This is a genomic window from Burkholderia sp. MS389, from assembly GCF_016899425.1.
GTDB lineage: Bacteria > Pseudomonadota > Gammaproteobacteria > Burkholderiales > Burkholderiaceae > Burkholderia > Burkholderia sola.
Genome location: NZ_CP045994.1, coordinates 1,163,984 through 1,180,524 on the forward strand (window position 1 = coordinate 1,163,984; position 16,541 = coordinate 1,180,524).

General features: G+C 66.8%; 20 protein-coding genes. 18 read left to right on the plus strand and 2 right to left on the minus strand.

The window, feature by feature from the left end:
• Nucleotides 1–382 precede the first annotated feature (382 nt).
• Genes GJG85_RS05490 through GJG85_RS05505 form a run of 4 tightly spaced genes read left to right on the plus strand, consistent with a single transcriptional unit; the run spans nt 383 to nt 3,455 of the window.
• Nucleotides 383–1,387 (plus strand): RluA family pseudouridine synthase, encoded by a 1,005-nt coding sequence (locus GJG85_RS05490; RefSeq protein ID WP_050011483.1) that lies wholly within the window; start codon nt 383–385, stop codon nt 1,385–1,387.
• A 5-nt stretch (nt 1,388–1,392) separates the two neighbouring features.
• Nucleotides 1,393–2,052 carry an HAD-IA family hydrolase gene (locus GJG85_RS05495; protein WP_050011482.1) on the plus strand — a complete coding sequence of 220 codons (660 nt, stop codon included), beginning with the start codon at nt 1,393–1,395 and terminating at the stop codon, nt 2,050–2,052.
• Nucleotides 2,049–2,450: a Rieske 2Fe-2S domain-containing protein gene (locus GJG85_RS05500; protein ID WP_050011481.1), complete on the plus strand. Its 402-nt coding sequence runs from the start codon at nt 2,049–2,051 to the stop codon at nt 2,448–2,450. The genes GJG85_RS05495 and GJG85_RS05500 overlap by 4 nt, the downstream gene beginning before the upstream one ends.
• Nucleotides 2,451–2,462: 12 nt before the next feature.
• On the plus strand, nt 2,463–3,455 hold the full coding sequence (locus tag GJG85_RS05505; RefSeq protein WP_050011480.1) for a S49 family peptidase: 993 nt from the start codon (nt 2,463–2,465) through the stop codon (nt 3,453–3,455).
• A gap of 69 nt (nt 3,456–3,524) precedes the next feature.
• Here GJG85_RS05505 and GJG85_RS05510 read toward each other — a convergent pair whose 3' ends face one another.
• Nucleotides 3,525–4,247, minus strand: coding sequence for an SAM-dependent methyltransferase (locus GJG85_RS05510; protein ID WP_011544932.1), 723 nt, complete (start codon nt 4,245–4,247; stop codon nt 3,525–3,527).
• Nucleotides 4,244–4,876, minus strand: coding sequence for a Maf-like protein (locus GJG85_RS05515; RefSeq protein ID WP_050011479.1), 633 nt, complete (start codon nt 4,874–4,876; stop codon nt 4,244–4,246). Before GJG85_RS05515 ends, GJG85_RS05510 begins: the two co-directional genes overlap by 4 nt.
• Before the next feature lie 230 nt (nt 4,877–5,106).
• On the opposite strand from GJG85_RS05515, the gene GJG85_RS05520 reads away from it, so the two are divergent.
• The 14 genes from GJG85_RS05520 to GJG85_RS05585 all read left to right on the plus strand — a co-directional run bounded on the left by GJG85_RS05520 (nt 5,107) and on the right by GJG85_RS05585 (nt 16,521).
• Nucleotides 5,107–5,742: a DUF177 domain-containing protein gene (locus GJG85_RS05520; protein WP_089488270.1), complete on the plus strand. Its 636-nt coding sequence runs from the start codon at nt 5,107–5,109 to the stop codon at nt 5,740–5,742.
• A gap of 97 nt (nt 5,743–5,839) precedes the next feature.
• A complete protein-coding gene (rpmF, locus tag GJG85_RS05525) occupies nt 5,840–6,019 on the plus strand; it encodes a 50S ribosomal protein L32 (RefSeq protein ID WP_006051932.1) in 180 nt (59 codons plus the stop codon).
• Nucleotides 6,020–6,148: 129 nt separating this feature from the next.
• Nucleotides 6,149–7,255 carry a phosphate acyltransferase PlsX gene (plsX, locus tag GJG85_RS05530; protein ID WP_050011476.1) on the plus strand — a complete coding sequence of 369 codons (1,107 nt, stop codon included), beginning with the start codon at nt 6,149–6,151 and terminating at the stop codon, nt 7,253–7,255.
• Nucleotides 7,256–8,245: a beta-ketoacyl-ACP synthase III gene (locus tag GJG85_RS05535; RefSeq protein WP_050011475.1), complete on the plus strand. Its 990-nt coding sequence runs from the start codon at nt 7,256–7,258 to the stop codon at nt 8,243–8,245.
• 84 nt (nt 8,246–8,329) lie between these two features.
• The gene (gene fabD, locus GJG85_RS05540) at nt 8,330–9,262 is read left to right on the plus strand and encodes an ACP S-malonyltransferase (RefSeq protein WP_012492432.1); all 933 of its coding nucleotides are present in this window, start codon (nt 8,330–8,332) and stop codon (nt 9,260–9,262) included.
• Between the two features lie 36 nt (nt 9,263–9,298).
• Nucleotides 9,299–10,048: a 3-oxoacyl-ACP reductase FabG gene (gene fabG, locus GJG85_RS05545; RefSeq protein WP_006476504.1), complete on the plus strand. Its 750-nt coding sequence runs from the start codon at nt 9,299–9,301 to the stop codon at nt 10,046–10,048.
• Between the two features lie 144 nt (nt 10,049–10,192).
• Nucleotides 10,193–10,432, plus strand: coding sequence for an acyl carrier protein (gene acpP / locus GJG85_RS05550; RefSeq protein ID WP_004197638.1), 240 nt, complete (start codon nt 10,193–10,195; stop codon nt 10,430–10,432).
• Nucleotides 10,433–10,596: 164 nt separating this feature from the next.
• The gene (gene fabF, locus GJG85_RS05555; protein ID WP_050011474.1) at nt 10,597–11,829 is read left to right on the plus strand and encodes a beta-ketoacyl-ACP synthase II; all 1,233 of its coding nucleotides are present in this window, start codon (nt 10,597–10,599) and stop codon (nt 11,827–11,829) included.
• Between the two features lie 11 nt (nt 11,830–11,840).
• A complete protein-coding gene (locus GJG85_RS05560) occupies nt 11,841–12,305 on the plus strand; it encodes a hypothetical protein (protein WP_050011473.1) in 465 nt (154 codons plus the stop codon).
• A 91-nt stretch (nt 12,306–12,396) separates the two neighbouring features.
• Nucleotides 12,397–12,996: an RNA polymerase sigma factor RpoE gene (gene rpoE / locus GJG85_RS05565; protein ID WP_006490873.1), complete on the plus strand. Its 600-nt coding sequence runs from the start codon at nt 12,397–12,399 to the stop codon at nt 12,994–12,996.
• 86 nt (nt 12,997–13,082) lie between these two features.
• Nucleotides 13,083–13,700, plus strand: coding sequence for an RseA family anti-sigma factor (locus GJG85_RS05570; protein WP_050011802.1), 618 nt, complete (start codon nt 13,083–13,085; stop codon nt 13,698–13,700).
• 5 nt (nt 13,701–13,705) lie between these two features.
• Nucleotides 13,706–14,758 carry a MucB/RseB C-terminal domain-containing protein gene (locus GJG85_RS05575; protein WP_050011471.1) on the plus strand — a complete coding sequence of 351 codons (1,053 nt, stop codon included), beginning with the start codon at nt 13,706–13,708 and terminating at the stop codon, nt 14,756–14,758.
• 16 nt (nt 14,759–14,774) lie between these two features.
• Nucleotides 14,775–16,277: a DegQ family serine endoprotease gene (locus tag GJG85_RS05580; RefSeq protein ID WP_050011470.1), complete on the plus strand. Its 1,503-nt coding sequence runs from the start codon at nt 14,775–14,777 to the stop codon at nt 16,275–16,277.
• Nucleotides 16,278–16,284: 7 nt separating this feature from the next.
• A complete protein-coding gene (locus tag GJG85_RS05585) occupies nt 16,285–16,521 on the plus strand; it encodes a glutaredoxin family protein (RefSeq protein ID WP_050011469.1) in 237 nt (78 codons plus the stop codon).
• The last annotated feature ends 20 nt before the right edge of the window (nt 16,522–16,541 follow it).

The following is a 16,541-nucleotide window of genomic DNA, read 5'->3' on the forward strand; positions in this document are numbered from 1 at the left end:
CCGACTTTCCCGCTTGGGGTGTACTTCCCTGGTTTGACGTCGCCAAGCCCCGCACGCTTCGCGGGGCCAAATCGGGCGCAACGCCGTAATTTTCGCAACCGGCAGCCTGCGGACGCACTGCGCGCCGTCGGGCTGCCGATCAAATTCTTTTCAACCAACTTTCCGTTACCGCGGCGCCTTGCCGACCGAATCCGCCTGTGGGCGCGATCCTTGCCGACGGGCGGCGCCGTGCGTGCAACTTGCTGCATCTCTTTGATTAGGGGCGAGCAGCGGACCCCCGGCGCAAGTAAAATAGCGGTTTGCGCTTGCGCCTTGCCCAATTCAGCCGGGGCCGGCCGATCAGGCCACCCACAACGTCAGGCTGGGCAAAATTATATTCAGTATGAATGAGTTAGGCAAAATATCCCAGAATTCGGTCGCAAGCGGCCAGGTATCGATGATCGAGATCGACGAAAACTCGGCCGGTCAGCGTATCGACAATTTCCTGTTGCGCGTCTGTAAAGGCGTGCCGAAAAGCCATATTTACCGGATCCTGCGCAGCGGCGAAGTGCGCGTGAACAAGGGCCGGATCGACGCGCAGTACCGCCTGGAACTGGGCGACCTCGTCCGCGTGCCGCCGGTGCGCGTGGCCGCGGCCGACCTCGCACGCGCCGACACGCCGGTCGTGCCGCCCGCGAATTTCGACGTGCTGTACGAGGACGACGCGATGCTCGTGATCGACAAGCCGGCCGGGGTCGCGGTCCACGGTGGCAGCGGCGTCGCGTTCGGCGTGATCGAGCAGATGCGGCAGGCGCGCCCGCGCGCGAAATTCCTCGAACTGGTGCATCGGCTCGACCGCGAGACGTCCGGCATCCTGATGCTCGCGAAGAAGCGCACGGCGCTCGTCGCCCTGCACGAGCAGATCCGCGAGAACCGGATGGACAAGCGCTACTTCGCGTGCGCGCATGGCGAATGGCAATCCGACTGGGGCCGGCGCCGCGCGGTGAAGGCGCCGCTGTTCAAGTATTCGACCCCGGAAGGGGAGCGCCGCGTGCGCGTGCAGGACGATGGGCTGGCCTCGCATACGGTGTTCAACCTCGTCGACCGCTGGTCCGACTATGTGCTCGTCGAAGCGGAACTCAAAACGGGTCGGACCCATCAGATACGGGTGCACCTCGCGCATCTCGGCTTGCCGATCGCCGGCGACGCGAAGTATGGCGATTTCGCACTGAACAAGGCGCTGGCGCGCGCGAACGCGCAGCCGTCGCTGAAGCGGATGTTCCTGCATGCGCACCGCCTCAAGCTCGCGCATCCGCTGACCGGCGAGGCGCTGCAGTTCGATGCGCCGTTGCCGGCCGAATGCCGGCGCTTCCTCGATCAACTCAGCGCATTGCGCGATACCGCCTGAACCGCATGGCTCGACAGCAATTTGACCTGATCGTCTTCGACTGGGACGGCACGCTGATGGATTCGACTGCGCACATCGCGCACAGCATCCAGGCCGCATGCCGCGATCTCGGTCTGCCCACGCCGTCCGACGAGGCCTCCCGCTACGTGATCGGCCTCGGGCTGCGCGACGCGCTGCAGATCACGGCTCCGACCCTCGATCCGTCCGACTATGCGCGGCTGGCCGAACGCTACCGCTATCACTATCTGCTCGACGACCAGCGCATCCAACTGTTCGCCGGCGTGCGCGAGCTGCTCGCCGAACTGCGCGACACGGGCTACCTGCTCGCCGTCGCAACCGGCAAAGGGCGGGTCGGGCTGAACCGCGTGCTCGACCAGTCGAAACTGACGAGCTGGTTCGATGCGACGCGCTGCGCGGATGAGACGTTCTCGAAACCGCATCCGGCGATGCTGCACGAGTTGTCACGGGAATTGGGGCAGGACCTGTCGCGCACCGTGATGATCGGCGACACCACGCACGACCTGCAGATGGCCGCCAGCGCCGGCGCGGCCGGCGTCGGCGTCGCGTACGGCGCGCACCCGGCCGATGCGCTGGCGGCGCTCACGCCGCGCTTCGTCGCGCCGGACGTCGGCGCGCTGGCCGCCTGGCTGCGGGAGCACGCATGAGCGCGGCGCCGGACGCCGTGCGCGTATGCGCGTCCGACGCGCTGACCGACGGCGGCGTCGGCGTGCGCGTCGACGCGACGCTGCGCGGCGAGCAGGCCGTCGTGTTCTTCGTGCGTTACGACGGCCGCGCGTACGGCTACCTGAACCGCTGCGCGCACGTGCCGATGGAGCTTGACTGGGCCGAAGGGCAGTTCTTCGAGTCGTCGGGCCTCTATCTGATGTGCGCGACGCACGGCGCGATCTACGCGCCGGATACCGGCAAGTGCGTCGGCGGCCCGTGCCGCGGCGGCCGCCTGCGACCGGTCGAGGTCGACGAGCGCGACACGCCCGACGGCCGTGCGGTATTCTGGGTGCCCGATGCGGACCTGCATCCTGCCACTTCCGCCACGACCGATTGACGACACTACTGCATGGCCGACCAACCGAATTCCCCGGATTCCTCCTCCCGTCCCGACAGCCGTGAACCGAGCTGGGAGCGCGCGGCGCTCGAGCGGATCGCGCTCGCGGCCGTCAAGGAGCAGCGCGCGGCACGGCGCTGGAAGATCTTCTTCCGCTTCGCGTTTCTCGGCGTGTTCGTGCTGTTCGCGTTTGCGCTGATCGATTTCTCGAGCGATTCGAAGTTTTCGGCGAGCGGGCGGCATACGGCGCTCGTGACGATCGACGGCGAGATCGCGGCCGGCGTCAACGCGAACGCCGACGACATCAACACGGCGCTCGACGCCGCCTTCGACGACGACGGCACGGTCGGCGTCGTGCTGCGGATCAACAGCCCGGGCGGCAGCCCGGTGCAGGCCGGGATGGTCTACGACGAGATCCGGCGGTTGCGCGGCAAGTATCCGGACAAGCCGCTGTACGTCGTCGTGACCGACATGTGCGCGTCGGGCGGCTATTACATCGCGTCCGCCGCCGACAAGATCTTCGTCGACAAGGCGAGCATCGTCGGGTCGATCGGCGTGCTGATGGACGGGTTCGGCTTCACCGGGCTGATGGGCAAGCTCGGCGTCGAGCGGCGCCTGCATACGTCGGGCGAAAACAAGGGCTTCTACGATCCGTTCTCGCCGGAAACGCCGAAGATGGACGCGCACGCGCAGGCACTGCTCGACCAGGTGCATGCGCAGTTCATCAAGGCGGTGAAGGATGGCCGCGGCAAGCGGCTGCACGAGACGCCCGACATGTTCTCGGGCCTGTTCTGGACCGGCGAAAAGAGTGTCGAACTGGGCCTCGCCGACGGCTACGGCACGACCGACACGGTCGCACGCGACGTGCTGAAGGCGCCGGATCTGGTCGACTACACGGTGAAGGAAAGCCTGACGAATCGCGTCGCGCGCAAGTTCGGCGCGGCCGTCGGCGGCGCCGCGATGAAGGCGCTGACGGCCGGCGGCGCGTCGGTCAGCCTGCGCTGACGGCTGGCGGCAATCGGCGGGCCGCGACGGCCCGCCTTTCATCTGGCTGGCGGATCGCCGTTCGCGGCATCAATTCGCGAGCAGCAGGAAGATCGCGGGGCGCTTGTGCAGATTCGGCGCAGGCGCTTTTTTCCAGTCGGCCACCGTGCGGCTCGCGATCGTTTCGGTCGCGAGGGTCAGGTCGGCCGCGACGCAGATCTGCGTCGACGGCGCGCAGGTCGCGACCAGCGTGTCGAGCATCGCGTGATTCCGGTACGGCGTTTCGATGAATATCTGCGTCTGGCGCGCCTTGCGCGACAGTTGCTCGAGTTCGCGCAGCCGTTTCGCGCGCGCGGCCGCATCGACCGGCAGATAGCCGTTGAACGCGAAGCTCTGGCCGTTCAGGCCCGACGCCATCAGCGCGAGCAGGATCGAACTCGGCCCGACGAGCGGCACGACCTTCACGCCGCGCTCGTGCGCGCGGCGCACCAGCAGCGCGCCGGGGTCGGCGACGGCCGGGCAGCCGGCTTCCGACACGAGGCCCGCGTCCGCGCCGGCCAGCACGGGCGCGAGCAGCCGGTCGATGGCGCCGGCCGGCGTATTGACGTTCAGCTCGCTGATCTCGATTTCCTGGATCGGCCGCGTCGTGCCGATCTTCTTCAGAAACGCGCGCGTCGTTTTCGCGTTCTCGCCGATGTAATAGCCGAGCGTGCCGGCGCGCGCCTGCACGGCGGCGGGCAGCACGGCGGCGAGCATCGATTCGTCGCCTTCGCCGAGCGTGTTCGGGACCAGATAAAGCGTGCCGGCGGTCATGCGCGGTCTCCTCGGGTGGTGGCAAACAGCGGATAGTCGGCGGCGCGCAGCATCCGCGTGAGGGCGATCAGCGGCAGGCCGACGAGCGCGGTCGGGTCGTCCGAGTCGATCGCGTCGAGCAGCGCGATGCCGAGCCCTTCGGACTTCGCGCTGCCGGCCACGTCGTACGGTGTTTCCGCGCGCAGGTAGGCGTCGAGTTCGGCTTCGGGCAGCGAACGGAAGCGCACGTGCGTGACGATGTCCTCGACCTGCGCGTCGTCGGTGCGGCTGTCGTACAGGCAGAGCGCACTGTGGAATTCGACTTTGCGGCCCTGCATCGACATGAGCTGCGCGAGCGCGCGCTCGTGCGTGCCGGGCTTGCCGATCTGGTGCCCGTCGAAGGTCGCGACCTGGTCCGACCCGATCACGAGCACGCCGTCCGGCGCATCGATCGTCGCGGCCACGGCCCGCGCCTTCGCGCCGGCGAGGCGCAGCGCGGTCGCGGCCGGCGTTTCGCCGGCGAGCGGGGTTTCGTCGAGGTCGGGCGACACGACGTCGAAGGGCACGCCGAGGCGCTCGAGGAGCGCGCGGCGGTAGCGGGAACTGGAGGCAAGAATCAGCCGCGGCGGGCGGCAAACGGTATCCGGCATGGTCGGTTGGATCGGTGAGTCGTCAGGTGTGGCGCGGCGTTGCGCGGACGCAAGCTTAAGTGATTGACCGCAAAAGGTAAAACAGGTATGCTTTCCCGCTTTTCGTCGGCAGGCTTTCGTTGTGGTGGCGCCTGCCGGGTCTTCGGAAGTAAAGTACGTCATCCTTCGATGAGCCGTACGCGAGCGGTGCCAAGCCGGATCCGCAAGTCAGCCTGTAGGCAGGAGCGCACATGAACACTTCTTCTGGCAAACCTGCGGCGGCGCTCGATCCGCACGCGGTCGACCTGTTCGAGTTCGCCCGCAGCGGGCGGCAGGCAGCCGGGGCGGTGCGCCTCTCGCAACTGCCGCGCATGTTAAACGAAGTGCCGACGGACGCGCCAGATCGCGACACGGTCTTCACGTGGCAGGCGGAAGGGTTCACGCAGAAGGAGTTGCAGGACGACGGCGCCGACGGGCAGCAGCCGTATCTGCGCCTCGCGGTGCACGGCCATGCGTGGCTCACGTGCCAGCGCTGCGTGACGCCGTACGATCAGACGTTCAACGTCGACATGACGTACCGGGTCGTCGCGACCGAAGAAGAAGCTGAGGAATTTCCGCTCGACGACGATGAAGCCGATGTGATCGTGGGCTCACGCCAGTTCGATCTCGTCGACTTGATCGAAGAGGAATTGCTGCTTTCGTTGCCGCTCGTGCCCAAGCACGAGGTTTGCCCGGCAGTTCACGAAAGCCTCGTGTCGGGCGCGAGCGGTCCCGCGGAAGCGGCGGACGAGGAGTCCGACGAAGCCGGGGACGAAGGCAAACGGCCGAATCCGTTCGCAGCGCTGCAAGCGTTGAAGAAGGACGGTGACGGCACCAAGAAACACTAAGCAGTTGTGGCGCGGGAAGGCGTAGGGCTTTGGGCCAGGGTAGTTAAGCGCCGGATCGGGCTGTGTTAGAATCCGGAAAATTATTTAGGAGTTAGTCATGGCAGTCCAGCAAAACAAGAAGTCGCCGTCGAAGCGCGGCATGCATCGTTCGCACGATTTCCTGACGGCAGCGCCGCTGGCAGTCGAGCCGAGCACGGGTGAAGTGCATCTGCGTCACCACGTCAGCCCGAACGGCTACTATCGCGGCAAGAAAGTCGTCAAGACGAAGAACGACTAAGCGTCAAGTCACGCGTTGCGCGCTACGCTCGCCGTTCGCGTGACAACTGGTTCGCTTGACACTTTCCTGGCTCAACAAAAAGGCGGCATTCAACTGCCGCTTTTTTGTGCCTGAAATTCGTCGCATTCCATGACCGTAAAGCTCACAATCGATTGCATGGGAGGCGACCACGGCCCGTCCGTGACCGTTCCCGCGGCAGTCAAGTTCGTCCGCGCGCATCCCGATGCGCACCTGATGCTCGTCGGCATCGAAAGCGCGATTCGCGCTCAGCTGAAGAAGCTGAAAGCCCTCGACGATCCCGCGTTGACCATCGTGCCCGCCACCGAAGTCGTGGCGATGGACGATCCTGTCGAAGTGGCGCTGCGCAAGAAGAAGGATTCTTCGATGCGCGTCGCGCTCAACCACGTCAAGGAAGGCGCGGCGCAGGCCTGCATCTCGGCCGGCAATACCGGCGCGCTGATGGCCGTTTCCCGTTACGTGCTCAAGACGCTGCCCGGCATCGAGCGGCCCGCGATCGCGTCCGCGCTGCCGAACCCGACCGGCTACACGATGATGCTGGACCTCGGCGCGAACGTCGACTGCGAGCCGCAGCACCTGCTGCAGTTCGCGGAGATGGGGCACGCGCTCGTGGCCGCGCTCGAAGGCAAGGAGCGCCCGACGATCGGCCTGCTGAACATCGGCGAAGAGGTCATCAAGGGCAACGAGACGATCAAGCGCGCAGGCGAGCTGCTGCGCGCCAGCACGCTCAATTTCCGCGGCAACGTGGAAGGCAACGACATCTACAAGGGCACCGTCGACGTGATCGTGTGCGACGGCTTCGTTGGCAACGTCGCGCTGAAGACGTCCGAAGGGCTCGCGCAGATGCTGTCGAACATTATCCGCGAGGAGTTCGGCCGTTCGCTGATGTCGAGGCTGATGGCGTTGCTCGCGCTGCCGGTGCTGATGCGTTTCAAGAAGCGCGTCGACCACCGCCAGTACAACGGCGCGGCGCTGCTGGGGCTGAAGAGCCTCGTGATCAAGAGCCACGGTTCGGCCGACGCGTACGCGTTTGAGTGGGCGATCAAACGCGGGTATGATGCCGTCAAAAACGGGGTGCTGGAGCGCCTCGCGCGCGCGATGGCGGATAATTCAGTGTCGCTCGGCGATGGCGGACACAACGCGGGCGGCGCGGGCCAGGCAAGCCCGGCCGCAGGCCATCACGCCGAACCTTCCGCTGCGCAATCCTCTAAAGCATAAATGGCCCAATCGACTCTCTATTCCCGCGTGCTCGGCACGGGCAGCTACCTGCCGCCCGACCGCGTCACGAACCAGCAGTTGACCGATCGTCTTGCGAAGGAAGGCATCGAGACCAGCGACGAATGGATCGTCGCGCGCACGGGCATCCACGCGCGCCATTTCGCCGCACCCGACGTCACGACGAGCGATCTCGCGCTCGAGGCGTCGCGTCGTGCGATCGAAGCGGCCGGTATCGATCCGCAGTCGATCGACCTGATCATCGTCGCGACTTCGACCCCCGATTTCGTGTTCCCGAGCACCGCGTGCCTGCTGCAGAACAAGCTCGGCATCAAGAACGGCGGTGCGGCATTCGACGTGCAGGCCGTATGCTCGGGTTTCGCGTATGCGATGGCCACGGCCGACAGCTTCATCCGCAGCGGCCAGCACCGCACCGCGCTGATCGTCGGCGCGGAGACGTTCTCGCGCATTCTCGACTTCAAGGACCGCACGACCTGCGTGCTGTTCGGCGACGGCGCGGGCGCGGTGATCCTGTCCGCGTCGGAAGAACCGGGCGTGCTCGGCAGCGCGCTGCACGCGGACGGCAGCTACTCGAACATCCTGTGCACGCCGGGCAACGTCAATCGCGGCGTGATCGACGGCAGCGCATTCCTGCACATGGACGGGCAGGCCGTATTCAAGCTCGCGGTCAACGTGCTCGAAAAGGTCGCGATCGAAGCGCTCGCGAAGGCGAATCTCGCGCCCGAGCAAATCGACTGGCTGATTCCGCACCAGGCCAACATCCGCATCATGACCAGCACCTGCCGCAAGCTCGGCCTGCCGCAGGAGCGCATGGTCGTGACGGTCGACCAGCACGGCAACACGTCGGCGGCGTCGATCCCGCTGGCGCTCGACGCCGCGGTGCGTGACGGCCGCATCCAGCGTGGCCAACACGTGCTGATCGAAGGCGTCGGCGGCGGCTTCACCTGGGGCGCGTCGGTCTTTCGCTTCTGATCCGCGGCGCGCGACAAGCCGCGCGCGGATCCCGTCGGCGCGCCGTTCGTGCGCGCCGTCCGAATCGATTCAATTGGGGACGATATGAAATTTGCATTCGTTTTTCCGGGGCAGGGCTCGCAAGCGATCGGCATGCTCAACGCATTCGCCGATCTGGCCGTCGTGCGCGAGACGCTCCAGGAAGCGTCCGATGCGCTCAATCAGGATCTCGGCAAGCTGATCGCCGAAGGTCCGGCCGAAGAGCTGAACCTGACCACCAACACGCAGCCCGTGATGCTGACCGCCGCATACGCGTGCTACCGCGCGTGGCAGCAGGCAGGCGGCCCGGCGCCGTCGATCGTCGCCGGCCACAGCCTCGGCGAGTACACGGCGCTCGTCGCGGCCGGCGCGCTTGCGTTCAAGGACGCGGTGCCGCTCGTGCGCTTCCGTGCGCAGGCGATGCAGACGGCCGTGCCGGTCGGCCAGGGCGGCATGGCCGCGATCTTGGGCCTCGACGACGACACGGTGCGCGCGGTGTGCGCCGAAGCCGCGGAAGCGGGCGTCGTCGAAGCGGTGAACTTCAATGCGCCCGCGCAGGTCGTGATCGCCGGCAGCAAGGCCGCGGTCGAAAAGGCATGCGAGATCGCGAAGGCGAAGGGCGCGAAGCGCGCGCTGCCGCTGCCGGTGTCGGCGCCGTTCCATTCGTCGCTGCTCAAGCCGGCGTCGGACCAGCTGCGCGACTATCTCGCGAACGTCGACGTGAAGGCGCCGCAGATTCCGGTCGTCAACAACATCGACGTCGCCGTGGTCAGCGATCCGGCCGCGATCAAGGATGCGCTGGTGCGCCAGGCCGCAGGCCCGGTGCGCTGGGTCGAGTGCGTGCGGCACATCGCCGGCACGGGCGTCACGCACGTGATCGAATGCGGTCCGGGCAAGGTGCTGGCCGGCCTGACGAAGCGCATCGACGGCAACCTGACGGGTGCGTCGGTGTTCGATCCGGCTTCGCTCGACGAAGCGCTCAAGCTCGCGACCGCCTGACGCGACGCCTTTTCCCAAGCAACGGATATTCGATTCATGGACAAGACTCTCGATAAACAGGTTGCGATCGTGACCGGCGCGTCGCGCGGCATCGGCCGTTCGATCGCGCTCGAACTCGCGCGCCTGGGCGCGACGGTGATCGGCACGGCGACGAGCGAATCGGGCGCCGCCGCGATCACCGCGGCGTTCGCGGAAGCGGGCGTCACGGGCCGCGGCGCGGTGCTGAACGTCAACGACGCAGCCGCGGCCGAGGCACTGATCGATGCGACCGTGAAGGAATTCGGCGCGCTGAACGTGCTCGTCAACAACGCGGGCATCACGCAGGACCAGCTCGCGATGCGGATGAAGGACGAGGACTGGGACGCGGTGATCGACACCAACCTGAAGTCGGTGTTCCGCCTGTCGCGTGCGGTGCTGCGCCCGATGATGAAGGCGCGCGGCGGCCGTATCATCAACATCACGTCGGTGGTCGGCTCGGCCGGCAATCCGGGTCAGGTCAACTACGCGGCCGCGAAGGCCGGCGTCGCGGGCATGACGCGGGCGCTCGCGCGCGAGATCGGCAGCCGCGGCATCACCGTGAACTGCGTGGCGCCGGGCTTCATCGACACCGACATGACGAAGACGCTGCCGGAAGAACAGCAGGCCGCGCTCAAGACCCAGATTCCGCTCGGCCGCCTCGGCAGCCCGGAGGACATCGCCCATGCCGTCGCGTTCCTCGCATCGCCGCAGGCCGGTTACATCACCGGTACGACGCTGCACGTGAACGGCGGCATGTACATGTCGTAACGGTTTTCGTTTACCATCCGCGCCGTATCCCGTTTTTCAGGCGGACCGGCGCTTGATCGACCATCAAGCCAACGCGCGTTTTGCCGTCAGCAAACCTGATAAAATGCGCGCACTTGTAAATCTGAACTTTCCCTCGGAGGGGTAATGGACAACATCGAACAACGTGTCAAGAAGATCGTCGCTGAGCAACTGGGCGTCGCGGAAGCCGAGATCAAGAACGAAGCTTCGTTCGTGAACGACCTGGGCGCCGATTCGCTCGACACGGTCGAACTGGTGATGGCTCTGGAAGACGAGTTCGGCATGGAAATCCCGGACGAAGAAGCAGAGAAGATCACGACCGTTCAGCAAGCGATCGACTACGCTCGCGCAAACGTCAAGGCGTAAGCGCCTTTCGCGCTTGTCCGCCACGTCGCCGCGATCATCGCGATTGACGCGCCATCCTGCCGGCTCCGCGCCGGACGGACTAACAGCCACAGGGCTCGCAGGGCTGGTTCCTGTGGCCACTGTGGCTTTTGTTTTTGTCATCCAATAATGGAAAAGAGGTTACCGTGAGCCGCCGTCGTGTTGTCGTTACAGGCCTGGGGCTGATTTCGCCTGTTGGCAATAATGTTGCCGACGGCTGGGCCAATCTCGTCGCCGGCAAGTCCGGTATCGCCACCGTCACGAAGTTCGATGCGTCGAACCTCGCCTGCCATTTCGCGGGCGAAGTGAAGGGTTTCAGCGCCGAGGAGTACATCCCGGCGAAGGAAGCCCGGAACATGGATACGTTCATCCATTACGGCATCGCCGCCGGCGTCCAGGCCATCCGGGACAGCGGGCTGGAAGTGACCGAAGCCAACGCGGAACGCATCGGCGTGCTGGTCGGTTCCGGCATCGGCGGCCTGCCGATGATCGAGGATACGCACCAGACCTACGTCGATCGCGGCGCGCGCCGGATTTCGCCGTTCTTCGTGCCGGGTTCGATCATCAACATGATCTCGGGTCACCTGAGCATCATGTTCGGCCTGAAGGGCCCGAACCTCGCGGCCGTCACGGCCTGCACGACCGGCCTGCACTCCATCGGCCTCGCCGCGCGCCTGATCCAGGCCGGCGACGCCGACGTGATGGTCGCGGGCGGCGCCGAATCGACGGTCTCGCCGCTCGGCATCGGCGGTTTCGCGGCAGCACGCGCGCTGTCGACCCGCAACGACGATCCGGCGACCGCGTCGCGTCCGTGGGACAAGGACCGCGACGGCTTCGTGCTGGGCGAGGGTTCCGGCGTGATGGTGCTCGAAGAGTACGAGGCGGCGAAGGCGCGCGGCGCGAAGATCTATGCGGAAGTCGCAGGCTTCGGCATGACGGGCGACGCGTACCACATGACCGCGCCGAACATGGATGGTCCGCGCCGCTGCATGGTCGCGGCCCTGCGCGACGCCGGCATGAATGCCGACGAGGTCCAGTACCTGAACGCGCATGGCACGTCCACGCCGCTGGGCGACAAGAACGAGTCCGACGCGGTGAAGGCGGCGTTCGGCGAGCACGCGTACAAGCTCGTCGTGAACTCGACGAAGTCGATGACGGGCCACCTGCTGGGTGGCGCGGGCGGCCTCGAATCGGTGTTCACGGTGCTGGCGCTGCACAACAACGTGTCGCCGCCGACCATCAACATCTTCAACCAGGACCCCGAGTGCGATCTCGATTACTGCGCGAACACCGCGCGTGACATGAAGATCGACGTGGCCGTGAAGAACAACTTCGGCTTCGGCGGGACCAACGGCACGCTGGTGTTCAAGCGCGTCTGACGTCGAATCGCTTGACGAGTCCATTCGATGCTCCGGCCGGGCGTCCGCAGCGCTTTGCGTTGCGGGCCTCGGCCGTGTCGTATCTCGTGCTGGCCGCGTTCGTCGCGTCGGCTGCCGCATCGGCGTACCTGTTCTGGGCGCCGCGCGCGGGCGCTGCCGCCGGCGCAGGCGTGGCGGCTGTGACGGCGGCGCTGCTGGCCGTATGCGCGGCGCGGGCTTGCGCCCGCCGGCTGCCGGCCGAGCTGCAAATCGATGCGTTCGGGGAGATTGCGGCGTTTGGCCGCACCGGGCGCTTGCTGGCCCGCGGCCGTGTGACGGGCCATGCGCACTGGAGCAGCCTGCTGCTGGTGCTGTCGGTCGGGCAGGGTGCCCGGCGCGCGCGGCCGCTGCTGATTCCGGCCGACGCGCTCGATGCCGCGTCGTTCAGTGCGCTGTCGGTGCTGGCGAGAACGGCCGGGGCGGCGGCGCGGGCATGACGGCCGCGCGGTTACCGACCGTAACCAGCGGCCGGCGCCGGAACGCTACAATAACGCTCCGCGTTGCATCCCTAGTTAACGGATTTGTCAGGTGAGTGAAAAAGAAATCGATCAGGCTCTGGTCGAGCGCGTACAGAAGGGCGACAAGGCAGCGTTCGAACTCCTGGTCTCCAAATACCACCGCAAGATCATTCGGCTGATCTCGCGCCTCGTGCGGGATCCCGCCGAGGTCGAGGACGTGGCCCAGGACGCGTTCATCAAGGCGTATCGTGCGCTGCCGCAATTCCGCGGCGAATCGGCGTTCTATACGTGGTTGTACCGAATTGCCGTCAACACGGCGAAGAACTACCTTGCGACGCAAGGCCGCCGGGCGCCGACCTCGACCGAGGCCGATGCGGAGGAAGCGGAAACTTTCTCCGACGCAGACCAACTAAGGGATATCAACACGCCTGAGTCGATGTTGATGAGCAAGCAGATTGCCGAGACGGTCAACGCTGCAATGGCTCTGCTGCCCGAAGAACTGCGCCAGGCAATCACGCTGCGCGAGATCGAGGGCCTGAGCTACGAAGAGATCGCGGAAATGATGGGCTGTCCGATCGGGACGGTCCGGTCGCGGATCTTCCGCGCGCGCGAAGCAATCGCTGCCAAATTGCGTCCGCTGCTCGATACGCCCGAAGGCAAGCGCTGGTAAGCGCGACGGGCGGAACGACGCGGGTCGGGGTCTAGTTACGGATAGAGTCGTGAAGTCACGACGGGGTGTGCAAGATGGGGAGCATCATGGGGTCGGTCAATACGCAATCGCAAGCGTGCTCGCGCGGCGAGCGCCTTTCCGCGCTGGTCGACGGCGAAATGTTCGATGGCCCGGATCACGGGCAGTTTCTGGCTGAGCTCGACCGCGCGGATCGCGCCGTGTGGGCCCATTACCATCTGATTGGCGATGCGCTGCGCTCGGACGAGCTCGCGCTGCCGCCCGCGCTGAGCGTCGCGTTCACCGCGCGCATGTCGGCGGCGCTCGAAAGCGAGCCGCACCTGCTGGCGCCGGCGGCTGCACCGGTCGCGCGCAAGCTGCTGTCGCTGCGCCGCCGTGTCGTGCCCGCGTTCGCGGTGGCCGCCGCGGCCGCCACGCTGACGTGGATCGTCGTCCCGCAGATGCAGACGGCCGGTGCGCCGGGCGCCGTTCAGGTCGCGTCGGCAGGCGCGCCGCAGAGCGGCAACCTGCAGCGCGTGACGGTTGCGCAGGCATCGGCCCAGCCGGGCCTGCAGGACGTCAACATCATTCGCGACGCGAGCCTCGACCAATATCTTGAAGCGCACCAGCAATTCGCGCAGCAGCCCGTCGTCACGGGTTCGATGCCGCTGATCCGCGCTGCCGTGACCACCACGCCAGGCCAATAAACCCGATGCGGACATTGCAGTTGAATCACGCCATCTCCGGATGGAAGCGGCTGCCGGCCCTCCTGCTTTGCGCAGCCGCCCTGTTGTCCGTTCAATCCCTTCCCGCCAGCGCCCAGCAACCGGACGATCCCGTCGCGACCCGCAAGGGCGCCGCGGACTGGCTCGACCGCGTCCAGCAGGCCGCGCAGCAGCAGAGCTACGAAGGTACGTTCGTCTACCAGCGCGGCGGATACGTGCAGTCGTCGCGCATCGCGCACGTCTCGTCCCGCGACGGCGAGTTCGAGCGGATCGAAACGCTCGACGGCAAGCCGCGCAAACTGCTGCGGCACAACGACGAGTTGTACACGTTCGTGCCCGAGCGCAAGCTGTGCGTGGTCGAGCGCCGTCAGACGCGTGATTCGTTCCCCGCGCTGCTCGGCGCGAGCGGCGAGCACGTGATGTCCGTCTACGATGCGAAGTCGCTCGGCAAGGACCGCGTGGCCGGGATCGACGCACAAGTCGTCGAGCTCGTGCCGAAGGACGCGTACCGTTTCACGTACAAGCTGTGGGCCGACGCGCGCACCGGGCTGCTGCTGCGTTCGCAGACGCTCGACGCGAACGATCGCGTGCTCGAGCAGATCGCGTTCTCGCAAGTGCAGACGGGCGGCGCAAGTGGCGACAAGGCTGCGATCGCAGCGGGCATGCGCAACCTGGGCGGCTGGACGGTCGTGCGTCCGCCGGTCGCGACGGTCGACATGGAAGCGCAGGGCTGGCAGCTCGCGCCGAGCGTCGCCGGCTTCCAGAAGATTCGTGAAGTGCGCCGGCCGATGGCCGCGCGCGATGCGGGCGATCCGCCGATCCCGGTCGACCAGGCCGTCTTCACCGACGGCCTCGCGACGGTCTCGGTCTTCATCGAGCCGGCCGAGAAAAACACGCGCAAGGAAGGCGCGGGCAGCACCGGCGCCACGCACGTTCTCGTGAAGCGCCGCGGCGACTACTGGATCACCGTGCTCGGCGAAGTGCCGCCGGCAACGTTGCAGCAGTTCGCGTCTGCCATAGAATACAAGGCTTCCAAGTAACGCTACGGCTCCCGACATGACGAAACTCACGCTGCGCAAAGTGCTCGCGGCGGCGGCGCTGTGTGCCTGCCTGCCGCTCGTCCCGCAAACCGCTGTCGCTGTCACGCCTCCCGCTGCCAGCCTGCCCGATTTCGCCGACCTCGTCGAAAAGGTGGGCCCCGCGGTCGTGAACATCCGGACCACCGCGAACGTGCCGGTACCCGGCCCGCGCGGCGTGCTCCCGCCCGGCTTCGACAACGGCGACATGTCGGAATTCTTCCGGCGCTTCTTCGGCATTCCGCTGCCGCAGGCGCCCGGCAACGGCGGCGGCAACGGCAGCAACCCGAAGAACGCGCCGGCGCCGGACAATGGGCCCGACACCGAGCAGAACCGCGGCGTCGGCTCGGGCTTCATCGTGTCGGCCGACGGTTACGTGATGACCAATGCGCACGTCGTCGACGATGCGGACACCATCTACGTGACGCTGACCGACAAGCGCGAATTCAAGGCGAAGCTGATCGGCGTCGACGACCGCACGGACGTCGCGGTCGTCAAGATCCAGGCGTCGAACCTGCCGGTCGTCGCGATCGGCGATTCGAACAAGGTGCGCGTCGGCGAGTGGGTCGTCGCGATCGGTTCGCCGTTCGGCCTCGACAACACGGTCACGGCCGGCATCGTCAGCTCGAAGAGCCGCAACACGGGCGACTACCTGCCGTTCATCCAGACCGACGTCGCCGTGAACCCCGGCAACTCGGGCGGGCCGCTGATCAACATGCAGGGCGAGGTGATCGGCATCAACTCGCAGATCTACAGCCGCACTGGCGGCTTCATGGGCATTTCGTTCGCGATTCCGATCGACGAGGCGATGCGCGTGGCCGACCAGCTGAAGGCGACCGGCAAGGTCACGCGCGGCCGGATCGCGGTGGCGATCGGCGAGGTGACGAAGGACGTGGCCGACTCGATCGGGCTGCCGAAGGCCGAAGGCGCGCTCGTCAGCAGCGTCGAGCCGGGCGGCCCGGCCGACAAGGCCGGCATCCAGCCGGGCGACATTATCCTGAAGTTCAACGGTCGTCCGGTCGAGGCGGCGTCGGACCTGCCGCGCATGGTCGGCGACACGAAGCCCGGCACGAAGGCGACGGTCAGCGTGTGGCGCAAGGGTCAGGCACGCGATCTGCCGATCACGATCGCCGAGACGCCGGCCGAGTCGACGGCGAAGGCCGAGCAGCGCAAGAACGCGCCGCAGAAGCCGCGTCAGGCCAATTCGCTCGGCCTGACGGTCAGCGACCTGACGGCGGAGCAACTGAAGACGCTGAAGCTGAAGAACGGCGTGCAGATCGATGGCGTCGACGGCCCGGCCGCCCGTGCGGGCCTGCAGCGCGGCGACATCGTGCTGCGCGTCGGCGACATCGATATCGCGAACGCGAAGCAGTTCGCCGACGTGACCGCGCAGCTCGATCCGCAGAAGGCGGTCGCGGTGCTCGTGCGGCGCGGCGACAACACGCAGTTCGTGCCGGTGCGGCCGCGCGCGACCCAGAAGTAACGCGCCGATGTTCACGCTCTACGGCCGCGGCTGGTGCCACCTGTGCGACGACATGCGCGACGCACTGGCGCCGGTGGCGGCCGAATTCGGCGTCTCGGTCGACTACGTCGACATCGACACCGATGCGGCGCTCGTCGCGCGTTACGACGAGGACGTGCCGGTGCTGCTGCTGGACGGCGCGGAAGTGTGCCGCCACCGGTTCGACGACGCCCGGGTGCGCGGCGCGCTGGCGGCCCGGCGTTGAGCCTGGCTTGCCGCGGGCCC